Genomic DNA, 19,277 nt, shown 5'->3' with positions numbered 1-19,277 from the left:
TCGGCAACGGCCTCCTGAACAGCGAGGGCGAGCTCTGGAAGAAACAGCGCCGCCATACCCAGAACGTGCTCAATCGCAAATCGATTCGCGATCAGGTCCCGCAGGCCGCCGAGGTCATCGCACCCGAGGTCGAGCGCTGGCGCGCTGCGGCGAAGAGCGGCGAGCCGATAGACATCGAGCCCGATCTCACCCGTATGGTGCAGCTCCTGATCGGCCAATGGGTTCTGGGCTCGCAGTACGAGCGCTATGGCGAACAGGTTACCGAGCTGGTCGCGGCCGTGCGCCAAGCCTGGCCGGAACCACCGCGCTCGATGTGGGCATCGCTCAAACCGCCGCCACTGCTACGTTTGCGCAAACTCGAAAGCCTGCTCAAGAAGCTCGACGAAATCATCTATGCCGTCATTCGCAGCCAGCGCGAGTCCGGCTCGGTCGACTTCTCGCTGCTGTCCGGACTCGCTCGCGCCGGCGTCGAAGAGGGCCAGGGTTTTTCGGACACCGAGCTCCGCGATCAACTGCTCACCGCCTACCACGCCGGCTTCGAGACCTCCGCGGCCAACCTGACCTTTCTTTTCTACGAGCTGTCTCGCAACCCGGACATCCGCGAGCGTATGAACCGAGAAGTCGACGAAGTCCTCGGTGACCGCCTCCCCGAGAGCAGCGACATCACCAAGCTCGAATACGTGCGCTGCTGCCTGAACGAAGCACTGCGGCTCTATCCGCCGGCATATAACTTCACCCGGGTCGCTCTCGAGGAGCACACTCTGTCAGGTTACCTGGTTCCGAAGGACTCGATGGTGATCGTATCGCCCTACGCCACACACCGCATCGAAGAGCTCTTCCCGGATCCACTGCGTTTCGACCCCGAGCGGTTCCGGCCCGAGGCCATCGAAGGCCGTTCGCAGTTCGCCTACATTCCGTTCGGAGCCGGACACCGATTCTGCGTCGGCCAGGGCCTCGCCGAGGTACAGACCAAGGTGATCGCGTCGATCATCTGCCAGCGCTTCGAGCTCGATTGCGTTTCCGACCGTCCGGTGGAGACCCAAGCGGGGACCGTGATGCGGCCGAAGGGCGGCATGCCGATGCGCGTGCGGGCGCGGCATCGGGGCACCTCGCCAAGCGCTGAACCCGCGTGAAGATCGTCCAGTTTTCCACCCGGCGGCCGGTCTCGGTCTTCATCTTCGCCCTGGCCGCCGCGGTCTTCGGGGTGGTGTCGTTCCAACGTTTGGCGCTCGACCTTCTGCCGGATATCACCTACCCCTCGTTAACGGTGCGAACCGAGCTCGAGGGCGCGGCGCCGGTCGAGGTCGAGAACCTGATCACCCGACCGATCGAGAACGCGGTCGGTGTGGTCAACAACGTCGTCCGGGTCACGTCGAGCTCGCGGATCGACTTCAGCGAGGTCACGCTCGAGTTCTCCTGGGGCACGGACATGGATCTCGCCGCGCTCGACGTACGCGAGCGCCTCGACGTCCTCCAGCTACCCCAGGACGCCGAGCGCCCGCTGCTCTTGCGCTACGACCCGGCGCTCGATCCGATCGTCAGGCTCGGGCTCACCGGCGACGACGACCTCATCCGGCTGCGGCTGACTGCCGAGGAAAGAGTCAAGCGGGCCCTCGAGCGCATCGAAGGCGTCGCCGCCGCGATCGTCTCGGGCGGCCTCGAAGAGGAGATCCAGGTCCGAATCGACGAACGCCTGCTGGCCGGCAAGGGCGTGCCGGTCTCCCGAGTCGCCGACCGGCTGGCCCAGGAGAACATCAATCTGACCGGGGGCCGCCTGCGTGAAGGCCAGACCGAGTTTCTGGTCCGAACCGTCAACGAGTACCTCCGACCGGAAGACCTCGAGCGCGTCGTCCTATCCAGCGAAGGCGGTGCCGTGCTCCGTCTCGAAGACGTCGGCCAGGTCGTGCGGTCCCACAAGGAGCGCGAGATCGTAACCCGCATCGACGGTCTCGAAAGCGTCGAGATCGCCATCTACAAAGAGGGCGGCACGAACACGGTCGCCGTTTCCGACGCGGTGCGGGAACGCATCGCCGAGATCGAGGAGGCCCTACGCAAAGGCAACTCCCGGTTGCGGCTCACGGTCATCACCGATCAGGCTCGCTATATCCGCCAGTCGATCTCTGAAGTCCTCAAGACCGCATTTTTCGGCGGCCTGCTCGCGATCGCCGTGCTGTTCATCTTTCTGCGCAGCTGGAAGACCACGGCCATCGTCGGTCTGGCGATTCCGATCTCGGTCGTCGCTACCTTCTTTCTCATGTACGCCTTCGGTATTTCGCTCAACATCATGTCGTTGGGCGGGCTGACGCTCGGAATCGGCCTGCTGGTCGACAACTCGATCGTGGTGCTCGAAGCGATCCAGCGACGGCTGGATCAGGGCCTCCACGAGGTCGATGCGGCCGACAAGGGCACGACCGAGGTCGGCCGAGCCGTGGTTGCGAGCACCATGACCACGATCTGTGTGTTCGTTCCGATCGTCTTCGTCGAGGGCATCGCCGGCCAGCTCTTCGGCGACCAGGCCCTGACGGTGACCTTCTCCCTGGTGGTCTCGCTCCTGGTCGCGCTGACCGTGATCCCGATGCTCGCCTCCCGGCGCTGGACACCCGACGAGGACGATGGCGCTGAAGCCGCCGACGGCGCCGTTTCCAAGCTCGGCGTCAAGGTCGCGGTTGCCGGGCTCAGGCCGATCAAGTGGGGTGTGACCTCGATTGCCGGGCTCATCCATGCCCTGTTCGCTCCCATCCTTGCCTTCTTCGGCATGCTCCTCGAACGTCTCGAGCATCACTACGAGCGCATGCTCAGCCGAGCACTGAAGCGGCCTTTGGTCACGATCGCGATTGCCGTCCTGATCCTGGCGGCCAGCCTGGCGCTGGCCCCGAGGCTGGGGCGCGAGTTGATCCCCGAGCTCATCCAGGGCGAGTTTTTCGTCGACGTCGAAATGCCGCCCGGCACCCACCTCGAGGTCACCGAGCGCAGGCTCTCCCGGATCGAGCGCACGGCGAGCGCCCTGCCCCGGATCGCGACCGTCTACGCCATCGCCGGCGCATCCAACGAACAGGGCGGCTCGGGCGGCGAGACGCGCGAGAACATCGGCCAGGTCACCGTGGTTCTGACGCCACCCACCTCGCAAGAGCGCGAAGACTCTCTAATAGCTGACCTGCGGGAGGCCCTCGACGCCCAGGAAGATCTCGACTACCGCTTCGGACGGCCGTCATACTTCAGCTTCCGCACACCGATCGAGGTCGAGATCCGGGGCTACAACCTGCCGCTCCTGCGCCGGCTCGCCGACCGGCTCTCCGAGAGCATGCGTGACATTAACGGAATCGAGGACGTCAAGAGCTCGACCGAGGGCGGCAGCCCCGAGCTCCAGATCCGCTTCGATCGCACGCTGCTGGCAAAGTTTGGTCTGACCATCGCCGACGTCGCCCCGGTGATCCGCACCAAGGTGCAGGGCACGGTGACGACCGACATCCAGCGCCAGGACCGCGCCATCGACATTCGGCTGCAGGCCGCCGAGGAGTTTCGCGACAGCGCCGCCGATCTCGAGCGCATGATCGTGGCCGAGATCGAGGGCACCAATCTGCCGCTGTCGGCGGTCGCCACCATCGAGGAAGTCGAGGGGCCGGCCGAGATCCGCCGCGCGGAGGGCGAGCGCGTCGCCGTCATTACCGCCAACCTCGCCGGCCGCGACCTCGCCGGAGCGTCCGAGGACATCGGCGAGGCGCTCGCCGCCCTCGACCTCCCTTCGGGCTTCGACTCCCAGATCGGCGGCCAGCGCCAGGAGATGGAGGTGTCGTTCAATTCGATGCGCCTGGCCATCCTGCTCGCCATCTTCATGGTCTATCTGGTCATGGCGTCCCAGTTCGAGTCGCTACTCCACCCGTTCGTGATTCTGCTGAGCGTGCCGTTCGCGCTCGTCGGTGTCTTGATCGCGCTTTGGCTCTTCAACGTCAATCTCTCGATCGTGGTTCTGATCGGCGCGATTCTCCTGGCCGGAGTCGTGGTCAACAACGCGATCCTGCTGGTCGACTACACCAATCGCCTCCGGCGCGAGGGCAAGGCCAAGCTCGAAGCCCTGGCCGCGGCCGGGCGGGTCCGGCTGCGGCCGATCCTGATGACCACCTCGACCACGGTTCTGGGCTTGCTACCGATGGCGATCGGCCTGGGCGAGGGCTCCGAGCTGCGCAGTCCGATGGCGCTGACCGTCATCGGCGGCCTTCTGACCTCGACCGCCCTGACCCTGCTCCTGGTGCCCGCGGTCTACAGCGTCCTGGACCGCAAGCCCTAGCGGAACCAGCAGCACTTCGGAGCTCAGGCCGCGCTCCGAAGCGCGCGCTTAGGGACAAGCCACCGGCAGCATCAGCTCGGCAGTGAAGCTCGCGCCCGATTCGACCGAAAAGCCGTCCCTGAGAGTGATCGACTGACTGGCCCTGAAGGTGACGTCGGAGCCCGCCTGGACCACGACCCCGGGACCCGCGGTGACCGTCAGGCAGGCCTCCCTCGATCCGGTCCCCGTCAAGACTTCGTCCGAAATCGTGAGGTGATCGGGAAAAACATAGGTGACCGAGACAGAAAGAGACGTCGCGGGCATGGTGACCGTGTTGGTAATGGCGGTGCTCAGGTCGTCATCGGTGTTGGTCCAGCCGTCGATGACAAAGCCCGGATCGGGAAACGCTGTCAGGGCGATCGTCGCGTTCTGAACGTACTCGCCCAGCGGGCAACCGGCCGAGTTCGTCGGCGAAGCGGTCGGATCTAGGCCGGAGCCGGTGTGGCCGAGCGTCAGGGCGTGGCAGGTCCCGCTGATACCCACGTTGCTGGACGTGACGTTAGCGGCGGACTCAAGCACCACCGGCGTGTCGGTAGTGACGACCTCGGCGGTCGAGCTCGATTCCGTGAGGTGGGTCACTTGGAAGGTCACCGGGGGCGCAACCAGTGCGTTGGGGCCGACCTCGGTAACGATGAAATAGTTCTTGGCCGCGCCCCCTGCAGTGACCGCCAGGTTCGCGTCGCCGTCGGGCAGCACGATCGTCTGCCGACCTCCGGTCAGCGAGAACGCTTCGAGCGTCGTGACCTGCGTGTCGCTGATTGCGCGGTCTGAATGTTCGCGTTCGAAGAAGCGATGTCCAGATCCCCGTCGCGATCGTAGTCGCCGACCGCGACGGAGGAGGAGGAAATAAGGACCACACTGTTGAAGGCCCACGAAAGGCCGGTGGTCCCGTCGCAGCTGTCGTCGTCCGGCGTGCCGTCGTTCTCCCACCAGGCAACACGATCCGGGCTCAGCTGGGACCCCGTGACGATGTCGAGATCGCCGTCGCCGTCGACGTCGGCGGCTACCGCCTGTCGTGGGCTCTCGGTCGCCGGTGGGCAGGCTACGTCGAGGCGGGTCCAGGAGTTTCCGAGGCCTCCGCCCAGGTCGTCACCCGGCGTGCCGTCGTTCTCCCACCAGAGGATGCGATCCTCAGGCAAGGACACTCCGTAGACGTCGGGATCCTTGTCGCCGTCGATGTCGGCCACCGCGATCGAAGCGCCGAGACCGGTGAAAGTGCCCAGGGGCTCGATGACGTGGCGGGTCCAGGAGTTTCCGAGGCCGCCGCCCGTGTCGTCGTTAGGGGTGCCGTCATTCTCGTACCAGTGGAGCTCGACCTGGCTCGAGGCCACAATATCCATATCGCCGTCCAGGTCCAGGTCAACGATCGTGGCAGTGTCGAAGCCGAAGCTGCTCGAATCGATGTCATGGGGCTCCAGGTCGAGCCGTCGCCGGAGCTGTTCTCAAACCATCGGGCGTCCGCTCCAGCGAGGTCGACGTCACCGTCGCCGTCGAGATCTCCAGCCGCCACCTGTTTCACCGTCGCCGTTGCCGCGATGACCTCCTGCGCCGGTCCGAACTTTCCACTACGAACTGGAGATCCGTTCTCCCAAACCGCGACCTCGTCGAGTGTCGAATCGGACGCCAGAAAGTCGATATCGCCGTCCCGATCGAAGTCGGCCGCGTCCACCGAGAGCGTGTCTGAGTAGCTACTCTCCAGGGTGTGGCGGCTCCAAACCGAGCCGTCTCCGGCGCGATTCTCATACCAGGAGACGATCCCCGCAACGCCCGCGGCCGCCAGGACATCGGCGTCGCCGTCGAGATCCACGTCCCGAGTGCGAACCAGATAGATGGAATCGAGGGTGACGTCGATCGGACGTTTGCTCCAGCCGGTCGGAGTTCCGTCGTTCTCGAACCAGGCGATCTCATCGCCGGTGGGAGACGAAGCGACGACATCGGGCTTGCCGTCGGCGTTGATGTCGGCGGCCGCGACCGATTGCGCGTCGCTGAAGTCCCCGTCGACGGTGTGTCGCATCCAGCCGCCGTCAGCCGGACTGCCGTCGTTTTGCCACCACAAGACGTCATCAGCGCCACTGGCGGTACCGGCCACGTCGGGGTCGCCGTCCGAGTCGAAGTCGGCGATGGCGACGCTCGATGCGTCGAGCTCGGCCGCCACGTCGAGCTCATGCTCGGTCCAGCCTCCGTCGCCCGGCGTTCCGTCGCTCTCCCACCACCGGATCTGGTCGTCCCCGCGAACAGCACCTACAAGATCGACGTCGCCGTCGCAGTCCAGATCGGCGGAGGTCACGATATCCATCTGGGTGATCGCGTTAGTGATCGACTTCTTGGCGCTCCAGGTCGAGGCGTCGCCGGCGGTGTTCTCCCACCAGGCGAGCTCACCCAGGTGGGTGGTGGCTCCGTCGCAGACCGTCATTTCGACGTCGCCGAAAAAGGACGTGCTCACCACATCGAGGTCGCCGTCGCCATCGAGGTCCACGGCGTGGACGTCGCGGGCCCCACAGTAGGTATTGTCGATCGCGATCCGGTTGCCGAAGCTCCCGGACACCGAGTTGTATCTCCACCATCCGACCTCGCCTTGCATACCGTCGGTCGCGGCCGCCGCGAGTGCATCCAGATCCCCGTCGCCGTCGAGATCGGCCCACTCGACCGAGGCCGCTCCGTTGAAAATCGTAAGACCGCCGCCGATCCCGGCCAACCGGCTTTTCGTGAGCGGCTGCTCGCCGGCCAGAGCCGGCCCGCTCGCGAGCACAACGCCTGACGCGAGGCCCGCAACTACCAGACCTGCCAGCAGCGTTCGGCTGCCAGAATGCCTGACCCATGGACTCCGTCTGCATCTCTCCCCATACAAATACCTCTTTCTCGATGACGCACCGCTTTCAGCCGGGGCGGCCCACTCTACACTCCAAGGAGTCTCGCCTCTTTCACCGCTCGCCGGTCACAGTTAGACTGCGCGCTCGACCTCGGTTGCCTTTCTCCGCAGCCGAATCTTCGCTCTCCCTACTAACGCACCGTTTCCGCCCCAAAGGGCTCAGCCTTCGCGAGAATTCATGCAACTAGGCATCGTCGGCTTTCCCAAAACCGGAAAGACCACCCTCTTCAACCTGCTGACGCACTCACACGAGGCGACGGACAAGTTCTCGAAGAGCTCGGAGGCTCACCTGGCCATCTGCCAGGTGCCCGACGAGCGGCTGCAGAAGCTCACGGGGCTCTTCAGCCCGAAGAAGAAGACCCCGGCGACGGTCCAGTTCGTGGACGTCCCGGGCGTAACTCACCAGGAGGGCTCGGCCGATTTGAATCTCACCCGCCTCAAGGAGGTCGCCGCCCTGATTCATGTGGTGCGGGCCTTCGAGGACGAGGAGATTCCGCACCCGGAGGGCTCGGTCGACGGCGAGCGAGATCTCGCGTCCTTCGACCTGGAGCTCATCTTCGCCGACCTCGAGCTGGTCGAGCGGCGGATCGAGCGGCTGGAGAAGAATCGGAAGCGCGGACTTTCGCCGGACGAGAGACTCGAGCTCGAACTGCTCCTCGAGAGCATCAAGCCCGCGCTCGAGAACGAGACTCCGCTCCGACAGGTCGAGCTGGCCGAAGCGGACGAGAAGCGCCTGCGCGGCTTTCAGCTGCTGTCGGCCAAGCCGCTCCTCGTGGTCTGGAACGTCAGCGAGGGCGACCTGGGAGTCGAGGCGCCCCATGCCGGCGCCCACGTGCGAACCGTTGTCATGAGCCTGCCGATCGAAGAGGAGATCTCGGAGCTTCCCGAGGACGAGCAGAGGGAGTTTCTAGCGGAGCTCGGCCTTGAAGAGCCCAGCCTCGTACGGGCGATTCGCGCCAGCTACGAGCTTCTCGGACTGATCTCGTTCTTCACCGTCGGCGAAGACGAGTGCCGAGCCTGGACCATCCGCGAAGGCACAATCGCTCAGAAAGCCGCGGGCACCATCCACTCCGATCTCGACCGCGGCTTCATTCGCGCCGAGGTGGTCGCATGGGACAAGCTCCTCGAGCACGGCTCGATGGCCAAGTGTCGCGAGGTGGGAGTCCTGAGGCTGGAGGGCAAGGAGTACGCAGTTCAGGACGGTGAGATCATGCACGTCCGCTTCAACGTGTAGGCCGCACAGCGCGTCGGCGGCGAAGGGCAGGCGAATCCTCCTGGGGACGGCTCGGGCTTGTCGGACTGCTGGAGTCAGGCCCTCGCCTGCGCGTCGCTCGCGCAAACCAGCCCTGCCTCCGACTCACCGCGCCCGCGCGAGCGTTGTAGCGGTCGAGTTCCGCTTGCCCTCGAGCGAAGCGAAGGATCTCGACCGTCTGGCCTCTCGCACGGATTGAGTCGCGCCGGTGCTGTCTCTCCGGGAGCACAGAGAGGCTCCCTCCGAGACACACGCTGCGCTCCTTCAGGCACAATGCCGGATCCTTTGAAGACTAGGCCGTCCAAGGCTCAGAATTCTCCCAACTGTCAGCGATCTCCCGAGGTTGTACACACGGAGATCGACCGCTACAGGGACTCCGGCGATCCGCGGCTGGAGGCCGGCCGCGTGCGCCTCGGAGCGAGCCTCTCTGCGCTCGCGGAGAGGCGGCACCGGCGGCCTCAATCGGTAGGCGAGGGCCTACTCACCAAAGGCCTCTTAGCCCGAGCCGCCCCCTGGGCAACCAATGCCTGACGACCGATCCTCACGCGGCGGCTCTGCCCGATCCTCGCCGTGCCTCAGCGCTACCGTCTACGGTGTGGAGCCGACCGCGACTCCGGCACTGGCCTGTCAGGCCGGCCGCGTGCCTCCTGGAGCGAAGCCTCTCCTCGCGAGCGAAAGGAGGGCACCGGCGGCCTCAATCGGCTTGTGAGACCGAAGAGCTACCGTCGACAGGGAGACGGGATTCTTCGGCTACGCCCTCAGAATGACGGCTTCAGGTGAGGTCGGGTCTTCGAACCGCTACGCCAGGCCCTGGTCGCGCATACGCCGGAGCACTTCGGCTCCCAGGCGCGAGTAGGCGTGCGCGCCGGGCGACCAGCGCTCGTACTCGAAAATCGTCATGCCGTGCTTGGTGGCCTCAGCCAGGGTCACATTCACCGGAATTGTCGTTCGAAAGACCTTGCCGCTGTGTTTGCGGCGGATCTTGCGCGACATCTCGTCGGTCATGTTGGTGCGATGGTCGATCATCGTCATCAGGATGCCGAGGAGCTCGGGCTGACGGCGAAGGTAGCCGCGGGCGCCCTCGAGGCCCTCGAAGAAACGGTCGATCGCATCGAAGGAGAGCTCGTGCGGCAGCACCGGAAGGATATAGGCACGCGCGGCCGCCAGGGCGTTGATAGTCAAGAGTGACAGGCCCGGCGGGCAGTCAATGAGGATGAAATCATAGCGCCGCGTGATCGGCCGCAGGGTCTCGATCAGCCGCCGCTCGCCGTTCTTCTTCCGGGCCAGCGCGATGTTGACGTTGGCGAGAGCCATCGAGCCGGTCAGGAGGTCAAAGCGATTGATACCGGTGTCGACCAGGGCATCCGCGGCCTCGACCTCGCCCATGAGCACGTCTGCCATCGACGGCTCGAGGTCTTTCGGCGCCACTCCGAGACAGGCGGAAGCCGAGCCCTGGGGGTCGAGATCCACCACCAGCACGCGCAGCTCGCTGTTGGCAAAGGCCGCCGCCAGATTGACCGCGGTCGTAGTCTTGCCTACCCCACCTTTCACGTTGGTCAGCGCCAAGATCATGCCGAGCTCCTTTCTTTCCGATTCACCGGGCCAAGAAGCTTACCAAGACGGTCGAGACCCTTCGCTTCGCTCGAGGGCAAGCGTTAGTCGACCGCTACGACCTCTGCCTCTACCTCACGTAGAACGCCACCGGCGCCGTGACCACAGGGTCGGCTGCCGCCCCCGTCCAGACGCGCGCCTGGGCTTCGTGCCGGCCGGCAGCCAGCGGCCAGAGAAACCGGCGCTCATCGGGGCCGGTTTTACCCGCCGCAATGCCGTCTACCAGCCACTCGATCCGAGTGATTCGAGCTTTGCCCGAGATCTCGAATGGAAACGCTTCCATGTCGTCGGGTATCCGAGGATCCTGGGCCAGGTTGAGCCCCGGCGATGGCTGCGCGAGCCAGACTCTCACCGATTCGCGCTCAACGGCTTCGCGACTGGAGCCGGTATCTCGGATCGACGGATCGACGGTCGTCGGTAACTCCGCGAGGCGGGTCGCCTCGAGCGAATCCGCCCGATGGAGGGCACAGATGTCGAGCGGCACGCGGCCGGGACGAAACCACTCGGTGGTGGTCGGACAGGAAGGCGCTGGACGACTGCCGCTCTCGGAGCAGATCGCGGCACGCCCGAGCTTCGGACTCAGATACAGGCTCTTCTGCTCGCTCTCCCGCTCGAGCTCGGAGAAGATCGCGCGTAAGACCACGGCCGGTCCCTGCGCGCCCGACACCCCCTGCATCTCCCTGAGATCCAGATTGCCCATCCACACTCCCGCCGTGTAGCGATCAGAGAAGCCCACCGCCCAGGCATCTCGATAGTCGTTGGAGGTTCCCGTCTTGACCGCCGTGGGAGTCGGAAAGCTCAGGACGCCGTTGGCCGAGAACTCCAAGCGCCGAGCCTCCGGATCGGAGAGAATGTCGGCGATCAAGGAACTGACCTCCCGGTCGAAGACTTGCCGTTCGGCACGAGGTTCGGCATCTCCTCGGGTCAGCCGAAAGGATCGATACAGACCGCCACGGGCGAGTATCGCGTAGGCTGAAACCAGCTCGAGCAAACTCACTTCACCGTTGCCGAGCGCAAGACCCTCGCCGTAGAAGTCCGGGTGCCGATCGAGGCTCTCGAATCCCAGCGCCTGGAGCCGCGCCAGCAGCGCCGCCGGGGTGACCTCCGCCGCCGCTCGCACCGCTGGAATGTTGAGTGAGTTGCCCAGCGCCGAGCGCAATCGCACCGGTCCGTAGAAACGCCGGCTGTAGTTCCGAAACGCGTGCTGACCGCGACCCACGGGGCGCTTGAACGGGGCATCGTCAATGACCGTCGCGGCGGTCCAGCCCTGCTCGAGCGCCAGCGCGTAGACAAATGGCTTGAGTGTCGAGCCCGGTTGCCTGGGCGTCAATACCGCGTCAATCTGGCTGCCCGCGGCCTCGGCTTCGAAAGCTCCCGCGTTGACCCACGCCAGAACCTCGTCCGCGCGATGATTCACGATCAGAGCGGCGCCATCGCTGACCTGGCGTTCGGCCAGCACCGCGATCTGGCTCTCGAGGATCTTTCGAACCCGGCTCTGAAGGGCTCCGTCGAGAGTCGTCCCGACCCGAATCGCTTCTTCGGGCTCTGCTCGATCGCGCACGGCCTGAACGAAATGCGGAGCCCGCACCTCGATCTCGGGCTCGGAAAGCGCGAGGGCGCTCCGTTGCGTTCGCTCGACCGCCTCCGCCTCGAGCAAGCCCGCCTCGTGCATCCTCGCGGCGAGGCTTTTGAGCCGTGGTAGAACGCCGTCCTGGGAGCGCTTGAGGTCGAACCGGCTCGGACTTCGAACCAGGACCACCAGCGCCAGTTGCTCAGCCTCGTTCAGAGTCTCGAGATCACGGTCGAAATAGTCTCGGGCCGCCTGAACGACACCTCGGCGGCGGCGGGCGTAGGGAACCTGGTTCAGGTAGAACTCGAGTATCTCCCCCTTGGAGAAGCTCCGCTCGAGGCGCTGGGCCTCGAAGCCCTCCAGCCAGCGGGACCAGACGGTTCGTTTGCGGTCATGGAGCATTCGCACGACCTGCTCGGTAATCGTGCTCGCGCCGCGAACCGCTCGGCGGGCACGCAGATTCTGCACAACCGCGTGAAACCGGGCCTTCCAGTCCACTCCGTCGTGCTCGAAAAAGCGCTGGTCCTCCGCTTCGATGAAGGCGCTGCGCAGAAGCTCCGGCACGGCGTGAAGCGGCACCGCGTCGTGGAGATTCCACTTGTTGTCGAACGTACGAGTCAACGGCAACCCACCGCGATCCAGAATCTGGGCGCGAGGTGCGACTCCTGCCCGAACCTCCAAGGTCTCGGGAAGAGGTCGCAGCCCGGCGAGAGTCGTCAGCTCCAGGACCAGAGCTCCAAGGGCACCGGCGGCGACGCAGCCAAGGCCCCACTTCATGGCAGCGCTTCTGCCAGCAACGACCCGGGAAGTCCTTGACCAAAGACGTCGGGGTCGTACATCTCCTCGACGTAGAGCGGCAGGATGGTGAACTCGCCCGGAGCGATGACCTGCGCGACGTAGGAAAGAAGATACCGGCCCGCGGGCAGATAGTCCGAATAGAAGCGAACCGAGTCATGCCGCAGCTCCTGGTGGTAGAAGCTCCAGCGCGTGTAAGCGTAGCGCCGCCAATCGCCGTACTCGTAGTAGTAGGAATCGGCAGGGAAGACATTCGTAGCCTTGTCGGCGTCGATCGTCGACGCCGTTGCCAGCTCGCGGTTCACCGGCTCCAGGCCGCCCGGGACGGGATCGTTCACGACCACGAAGTTGCGCGGCGCCGGTAGGTCGACGAACAGGTCCACCCGAACCAGCTCGCCCTGTTTCACCCTTGCCGGGCTCTCGAGCCTGACCCAGCCTCCGTCGCGCTCGACGCTATACTCGCGACGCACCGAGATCCCCGAGTTGATCCGCCGCTGCTCGAGCGCCGCTGGTGAATAAAAGAGCCGCACCGAGTAGTAGAGGCGGCCCTCACCGTCCCGATCCAGACCGACGATCGTCTGGGTACCCGGATCTTTCTGCGCGATCTTGCGCTCGAATTCGACGACGGGGTCCCGTGCGTCGTCGAGCACCGTCTCGCCGATTGACTCGTCGCCGACAGCGACTCGGACCGTCATGTTCGGCTCGACGGCCTCGAATTCGCGACTGTACTCGATCAGCGCCCGGGAACAGAACATGTTCTCCTGAGTGTTCTCCCAGTGGTGCCGTTGCTTGCGGGTTTGCGTGATCGAACGCGCCAGCTTGAAGGGCAGTTGGGCCAAACCGGCTCCTGCCCGCTGCTCGGGCCGAAGAGCCAGAGTGCTCAGAATCGAGCAGTTCGTCCGGGTCTCGGAATGGAGCATCCGAGCGTAGCCGTCATCCAGGCTTTCGGAGAAGACGATCTTGCCTCCCGTTTCATTGGCGTGGCCGAGAATCGTGTTCTCGATCTCGTCTCGCGATTCGTCGGTTCCCGCGGTGAGCTTCAGGGCTTGAAGATAGTGGGCCTTGCCGAACAGGTCCATCTCCGGAACGTGAGCTCTGTAGCGCCCCAGATCGAGCAAAGTCACCTTCCCCGCGCGCGCCATCGCCGCCAGGGCCACGGCGCGCACGCTCGACGCCATGCCTTTGCTGTAGAAGGCCGGAAAGACATCCTTGCGCAACAAGCGTCCGAGATAGTCGTGAAGCCGGGACTCGACGCCCGACGGAATCTCGTAGCCCAGCTCGCGGAGCCAGCCGAATGCCAGTGCCGTGTAGGCGCTCAGATACGGACTGACGTAGTCGTTGTGCGGCCGCCAGTAGACCATGCCGCCATTGGGTGCCTGAAAATCGGCGGCCTCCGCGAGCATCGAGAGCGGCAACTGCTCGGCGCCTTCCCAGACCAGGTCGGGATCCAGGAATCGGCGCAGCTCGAGAAAGTGAGCCGCCATGACGCCTTTGCTCAGTCTCTGTTCCCAGCAAACATAGGGATAGTCGCGCAAGTACTCGAAGGCGCCTTCCAACGAGCCGATCACCGACGGGCTCGCGACTACGCTGATCCGGCCGACATCGGTTCGAATCCCGACCGGAAACTCCACGGTTTCTTCGACCCGGTTCTCGGTCGTGCTGCCGTAGGTAGCCGCAGCCTGAAGCGCCTTCTGTCTCCGCACGGGTATCGAGACCGCCAGGCCGTCCGAGTCGCTGCGATCCCCACCCCGAATCTCGAAGCGAATCTCGCCGGAATCGGCGGCGGCGACCGGGAAACCGACCGTGTACCTCCGAAACGGCTCCGCTGCGAGCTTGGCCTTGAAGCCCGGGGAGCCGCTGACCTCACCCTCGGCCGTTCCGGTGATCTTGAGCTTGCGCTTCTTGTCGGTGCGATTCATAACGGTGAATCGAGCCTCGAAGCGATCTCCTTCGATCACCTGGTTGGGCAGAGCCGGCCGAATCTCGGTCGGACGGTTCACCTTGAAACTCGCCTGACCCAGCCCGACGTAGTCGTCGGGCGTCACCGCGACCACCAGCACTCGCCAGCCGGTCAGGTTGTCAGGCACCTCGAAGTCGACTTCGGCTCGGCCCTCGGCATCGGCCGCAATTGACGGGTTCCAGTAGCTCACGAAGTTGAAAACGCTGCGCAAGGCCCCATCCGAGCTGCCCCCACCTCCCGGGTCGGCGCCCTTCTGCTCGAACTTCTGCCAACCGATCAGCGCCGTGAGCAGGTTGTGGTTGAGGACGTCCAACGGGCGCAGCTGGTAGAGGCCGGCATACGGATCGAAGAGCTCGAGACCGCCGGTCAAAAGATCGAAGACCGCTTCATCCAGCACTGCGACCGCGAACTCCATCTTCGGCGTTCCACCCTGGCGATCGGCCGCCTGGATCTCGATCGAGACCTTGTCGCGGGGTTTGAAGACCTCACCGCTCGGGGTGGCTTGGACTCGGAGCTCCTTGTAGGGATCTCGGACAGGCACCCTGACGTAGCCCATGCGAAAACTCGGTTTGCCCAGATCGACCCGATCATCCTCAGGTGGCGGCGCGACCCGCGGCGACATGGCGACCACCGAAAGATAGAAGCCGGGCAGGTAGTCCGGCTTGACCTCAAACTCGAGGATCTGTGAACTATCGTCGAGAACCTCGACCCACTTGTCGATGACCCCGAAGCGCTCGACGGTGACCAGCGCCCGGGCGCCCGGGAATGGGTTCTTGATCAGGTAACGGGCGGTCTCGCCGACTCGGAGTGTCTCTTTCTCGGGCTCGATCTGGAGATGGTTGCCCGGTGGCTCCTCCCAGAGGACGCGCCCCTTGCCGACCACCCATCTCCGGATGTGGCTGCTGACGGAACGGTTTTCGCTGTCCCGAGTGGTCGCGGTGAGCCGGTAGGAACCGGCGTGCTCGGGCGTGAAGTCACATGCGACGACGGTGTCCAGAGACTCGACCTCGCAAGTGGACTCGGTTTCCCAGGCGTGCGTGTACTGCGTCAGGTAGGCGTTCCCGGCTCCCTTGACCCGTGAGGCCTTGGTCTTGCGATGCTCGACCGAGATCGACACCGGGGCTCCCGCAACCGCGGCGCCGAACTCGTCGGCCACCACCACCTCGACACGCGCGGCCTGGCCGGCCTGAAGAACCCAGTCGGGCTGTCGAATACCGACGAACCGGTCGCGGGACGCGAAGCCGGCGACGGCGGCTCCGGCCACGTACTTGCCGCGATCGTCCCGGACCGCGGTCTCGACCGTCAACCGGCCATAGACCACCGAAGACGCCGACAGATTGAACCGGGTTTCGAGCTCGCCACGATCGTCGGTCTGAGCCTCCCCGCTGTGGACGGTCACCGACCGGACGTCGGTACCGGTTGCGAAACGGAAGCACTGGAACGCGGGATCGGTCGGAACGAAGACGGTGGGAGTTATCGTCGCCACCACGCGGGTCGAGGCCTCGAGGTACGGCCCACCGGAGTGCAGCGCCGCCCGGCTCGCCACGACCACTTCGTCTCCTTCCCGATAATGGGCGGCGTCGAGGTCGGTCGAGACACGAAAGGGGGCCGGCGTGAAATCACTGACCAGGACGTTCAGCGGGCTCCAGGATTCACTCTTGGCGAAACTCGCCCTGAGCGTGAATCGATGCCATCCCACCGCTCCGGTCTTGGGCACCACGAACTTGCCGTGAAAGGCTCCAAAGGCGTTGAGCTCCACCTCCTTGCGCTCGTGGACGACCCGATCCTGCGGGTCCTCGACCTTGAGCTCGTAAACGCCCGGGGGCGCCGGCTCGAGTCGACGGTTGCCCTCGCGGCGAACGTAGATCTTGTATTCGATCTCGTCGCCGGCCCGGTAGATTCCCTGCGGCGTCAGGCCCCAGGCCGTGATGTGGCCGCCCTGGGGCTTCTCGCGCCGCGGGATGTAGACCTCGTTGGGCCCCCGCGTGCGCACGAAATAGCTGTTGGCGATCGGCACCAGCCCGTAGTCGTCGTTCTTCGTGATCCTGAAGATGAGATGGGGGTTGTCGTAGCCGAGCCAGCGAACCGCCATCTCGCGATTGGGATCCAAGTCGGCGGCTCCGGGAAGAACCGCCAGACCGGAGGCGTCGGTGACCGCTCGTGCCAGTGCGCCCGCCTCTCCTCGCATCGACCTGAACACCCGCTTCAGCACCTCGACCCGCGCTCCCGGCACCGGCTCCCCGGTGTCGAGGTCGGTCACCCAGACCAGGGTGTTGTAGAAGCCGGTCTTGGCATGAATCCCGAACGGCGTGACCTGCGAGAAGAACCAGTTGCTGCCCAGGCGCGGCTCGGTGGTGATGTGCCCCACCACGGCGCCGGACTCGCCATCGAGCCACTCGCGCACCTTGAGCGGGTATCGGAACGCGACGTCGGGCACTTCGGGGATCGCCATCTCGCGCCGCCTGCCGCGCTCTTCGCCGGTCGCGGTCAGCCGGTCGAAGCGAACCTTGACCTCACCGAGGTTGGTCACCACTGCCGGAAGATGGCTGTCGACCCCTTTTTCAAGCGTCGAGGTCGAGTTGTCGAGGACAAAGCGCGGCTTGCGATGATCTGTGAAGAAGCGAAAGTCGATGTCCGCCGCCAGCGGACGATCGAACTCGTCGCGAAGATCCTCTGCCTTCGCGGTCAGCCGGTACTCGGTGGCCGCGTGTAACACCTCGGGCAGCCGATTCAGATAGCGATGGTCCGTCGGGACTTGAGTCAGCCGGGAGTAGGAGTAAACGTTCTCCCAGGGGTCGTAGTCCTCCCGGCCGCCGGCAAGATCGGGCGCAACGCCGAGGTGGCTCTTCAGCGTTTCCTTGATGACCGGAGAGGAAAAGACCAAACCGACCCAACCCAGCGGGTTGCATTTCGGCTCGTCCGGCGAATCCGGTTCGACCGAGACGAAAACGTCCTTGTTGTCGAGGTCGAGACAGCGCACGCCCAGGAAGCGGTGTTCGGGAAAGGTCTTGAAGACCACGACCTCCCGCTCCTCGATGCCGGCTTCCGCGCCCCGGCGCGACCTGACGCCGGGCTCGACCACCAGCGCCAGCTCGGTCGACAGCGGCAACTCCTCGTCCGGTGAGACATTCCAGGAAGATCCGTGCTCGTTGACCGGCTCGAGCCGGATCGAATGACGGGGCACACGCGGGAGACGATCGGCTAGCGAGCCGAAGAAAACGTGCGCGGCCACGCTCTCCTCTCGCACCGGCTGATCGAACGTAAGCCGGATCTTCGGTGTCCCCGGCGATCGCCACCGATCGAACCAGTAGTGACTGATCTTCGGCCGCTGGGTCACGAACTCGTGAACCACTTCCTCTTCTAGGCGCTCGCCGGTTTCGGCTACCAAGCCGGGTCGCACCACAATGCGGTAGCGGGTCGCCGGTACGAGAGCGTTGTCCTGGCCAAGTTGGCACGCCAACGCCGACGTGTTGAGCCAGCGCCATTCGCAAACCGGATCCGGTGTGATGGTGATCGGGATCTCGGCGGCCGTGCGGTCCATGCGCCCAACGGGCACCATCTTCCGATCGAATTGAAAGACGATCTGGCGCTGCGCCGGAACGTCGACGCCGCTCGGATTGATGCGGAGGACGTTGAGGTTTTCGGATTCGGCGGCGACTGGTGCCACGAGGAGCAGCAGCACAGCGGCAACCTGCTTCAAAGTCGAGTCGATCCGGAAGCGAGTTGCCGACATGATGCGCAACCTAACCGGTTGGGGCTGCTCCTGGTGGATGGAGCCGTCGCATGTGCAGACAGCTAGTTGCAAGCCGACTGCCAGAAAGAAACGCGCCTCGACTCACGCCTCGACCGAGAGCCGGACTTCGTTCCAATCGGCGCAGCGCCGGATCTTGTCGTCGGCTCGCGACGCGAGCCGGTTCCACGGCCGGTCGAGCAGGTGCACGCGATGGCCACCGATCGCCAACCGCTCGGCGGTCGCGAATGAATCCTCCACCACCCAGGCATAGTCGCGCGCCACGATCTCGTCCAAGGGTGTGCCACCGGGAGCATGGTCGTACTTTGCGACGAAGGTCAAGTCGTCATAGGCCACCTCGTGCGCCGCGAGCCAGGCCTCCGAGGCTTTGCGGGTGTCGGGCGGGCGGCCGGTAACGACCTCGATCTCGTAGCCGAGCTCCTGCCAGGCCGACAGAGCCTCGAACGCGCCTTCCACGGGCTCGAAGCCGGCCAGAACATCGGCCTCGTGGACGGCGTCGAAAAAACGCTCGAGCTCGGCAGGCGCAAGCGCGAACGACCGGCCGAGATCGAAATCCACGATGTCTTCGAACTCGATCGTCTTGCCGAACTCTCGACGCAGGACATCGAGGAATCCTCGCGCGGTCGCGCAGAGGACGTCGTCGAAGTCCACGTAGACCGTTCGCGATCCGGGGTGCATCGCGTCATGTTATTGCACGGCGGTCAACCTCTGCTTGCCCTCGGGCGAAGCGAAGGGTGGCGACCGGGTCCGGGCTTCGTCGCCGCTCGCCAGGCAGCCGGCCAGGGGCCGCCTCGGCTCCCGGCCCGGGCCGCCGCGCGTCGACGTCGGTCGACAGGCGATTCTCCAGGGGCCGGCTCGAGCTGAAAGGCCTGCATGAGTTGGCTCTCGCCTGCGCGCCGCTGCGCGCAGACCATCCGAGGCCTCCGATTCGACCTCGTGTGCGCTTGCGGCGAGCCCCCTGGGCGAATCGCCCGCCGAGCCGCCTTCTCTCCGCGCTAAGAAATCTCCCCCGCGGGAACCAAGGGCTCGATGCGAAGAGCCGGTCTCGGCCTGGCCGGCGCGGAGCCGTTTGAGGCGGTGCGAGGATCCGGCGTGGCGACTGGAGGGGGAGACGAGGACAAGCGATTTGCCCGCACCGCAGCGGG

Annotated in this window: 10 protein-coding genes; 3 read left to right on the top strand and 7 right to left on the bottom strand. The window is 65.2% G+C overall.

Going from position 1 to position 19,277, the window contains the following annotated elements; translation table 11 throughout:
* Both GY769_15940 and GY769_15935 read left to right on the top strand, forming a co-directional pair.
* Positions 1-1,133, top strand: a 1,133-nt coding sequence (locus GY769_15940; protein ID MCP4203410.1) for a cytochrome P450, incomplete at its 5' end; no start/stop codon positions are given.
* Positions 1,130-4,285, top strand: a complete 3,156-nt coding sequence (locus tag GY769_15935) for an efflux RND transporter permease subunit (protein MCP4203409.1) — start codon at positions 1,130-1,132, stop codon at positions 4,283-4,285. The genes GY769_15940 and GY769_15935, both read left to right, overlap by 4 nt.
* A 48-nt stretch (positions 4,286-4,333) precedes the next feature.
* On the opposite strand, the gene GY769_15930 is transcribed toward GY769_15935, so the two are convergent.
* The 3 genes from GY769_15930 to GY769_15920 are packed head-to-tail and all read right to left on the bottom strand — an operon-like array spanning position 4,334 to position 7,073.
* Complete coding sequence (locus tag GY769_15930) at positions 4,334-5,020, bottom strand: hypothetical protein (protein ID MCP4203408.1); 687 nt, start codon at positions 5,018-5,020, stop codon at positions 4,334-4,336.
* A gap of 20 nt (positions 5,021-5,040) precedes the next feature.
* Positions 5,041-5,655 (bottom strand): VCBS repeat-containing protein, encoded by a 615-nt coding sequence (locus GY769_15925; protein ID MCP4203407.1) that lies wholly within the window; start codon positions 5,653-5,655, stop codon positions 5,041-5,043.
* Entirely contained in the window at positions 5,367-7,073 is a 1,707-nt protein-coding gene (locus tag GY769_15920) for a VCBS repeat-containing protein (GenBank protein ID MCP4203406.1), read from the bottom strand. Before GY769_15920 ends, GY769_15925 begins: the two co-directional genes overlap by 289 nt.
* Before the next feature lie 298 nt (positions 7,074-7,371).
* Here GY769_15920 and ychF point away from each other — a divergent pair, with 298 nt between their 5' ends.
* Positions 7,372-8,427, top strand: coding sequence for a redox-regulated ATPase YchF (gene ychF, locus GY769_15915; GenBank protein MCP4203405.1), 1,056 nt, complete (start codon positions 7,372-7,374; stop codon positions 8,425-8,427).
* Positions 8,428-9,243: 816 nt separating this feature from the next.
* Here ychF and GY769_15910 read toward each other — a convergent pair.
* The 4 genes from GY769_15910 to GY769_15895 form a co-directional block, all read right to left on the bottom strand.
* On the bottom strand, positions 9,244-10,017 hold the full coding sequence (locus GY769_15910; GenBank protein ID MCP4203404.1) for a ParA family protein: 774 nt from the start codon (positions 10,015-10,017) through the stop codon (positions 9,244-9,246).
* 109 nt (positions 10,018-10,126) lie between these two features.
* Positions 10,127-12,403: a penicillin-binding protein 1C gene (gene pbpC, locus GY769_15905; GenBank protein MCP4203403.1), complete on the bottom strand. Its 2,277-nt coding sequence runs from the start codon at positions 12,401-12,403 to the stop codon at positions 10,127-10,129.
* A complete protein-coding gene (locus GY769_15900) occupies positions 12,400-18,114 on the bottom strand; it encodes a large extracellular alpha-helical protein (GenBank protein MCP4203402.1) in 5,715 nt (1,904 codons plus the stop codon). The genes pbpC and GY769_15900 overlap by 4 nt, the downstream gene beginning before the upstream one ends.
* A gap of 102 nt (positions 18,115-18,216) precedes the next feature.
* On the bottom strand, positions 18,217-18,810 hold the full coding sequence (locus GY769_15895; protein MCP4203401.1) for a bifunctional metallophosphatase/5'-nucleotidase: 594 nt from the start codon (positions 18,808-18,810) through the stop codon (positions 18,217-18,219).
* Positions 18,811-19,277: the final 467 nt, after the last annotated feature.

This window comes from bacterium (assembly GCA_024224155.1).
Taxonomy (GTDB): domain Bacteria; phylum Acidobacteriota; class Thermoanaerobaculia; order Multivoradales; family JAHEKO01; genus CALZIK01.
This window is presented reverse-complemented; position numbering and strand designations above follow the sequence as displayed.

Coding starts and splice junctions, on each gene's coding strand:
- ychF (MCP4203405.1), top strand. CDS start 7,372: ATGCAACTAGGCATCGTCGGCTTTCCCAAAACCGGAAAGACCACCCTC.
- GY769_15910 (MCP4203404.1), bottom strand. CDS start 10,017: ATGATCTTGGCGCTGACCAACGTGAAAGGTGGGGTAGGCAAGACTACG.
- pbpC (MCP4203403.1), bottom strand. CDS start 12,403: ATGAAGTGGGGCCTTGGCTGCGTCGCCGCCGGTGCCCTTGGAGCTCTG.
- GY769_15900 (MCP4203402.1), bottom strand. CDS start 18,114: ATGTCGGCAACTCGCTTCCGGATCGACTCGACTTTGAAGCAGGTTGCC.
- GY769_15895 (MCP4203401.1), bottom strand. CDS start 18,810: ATGCACCCCGGATCGCGAACGGTCTACGTGGACTTCGACGACGTCCTC.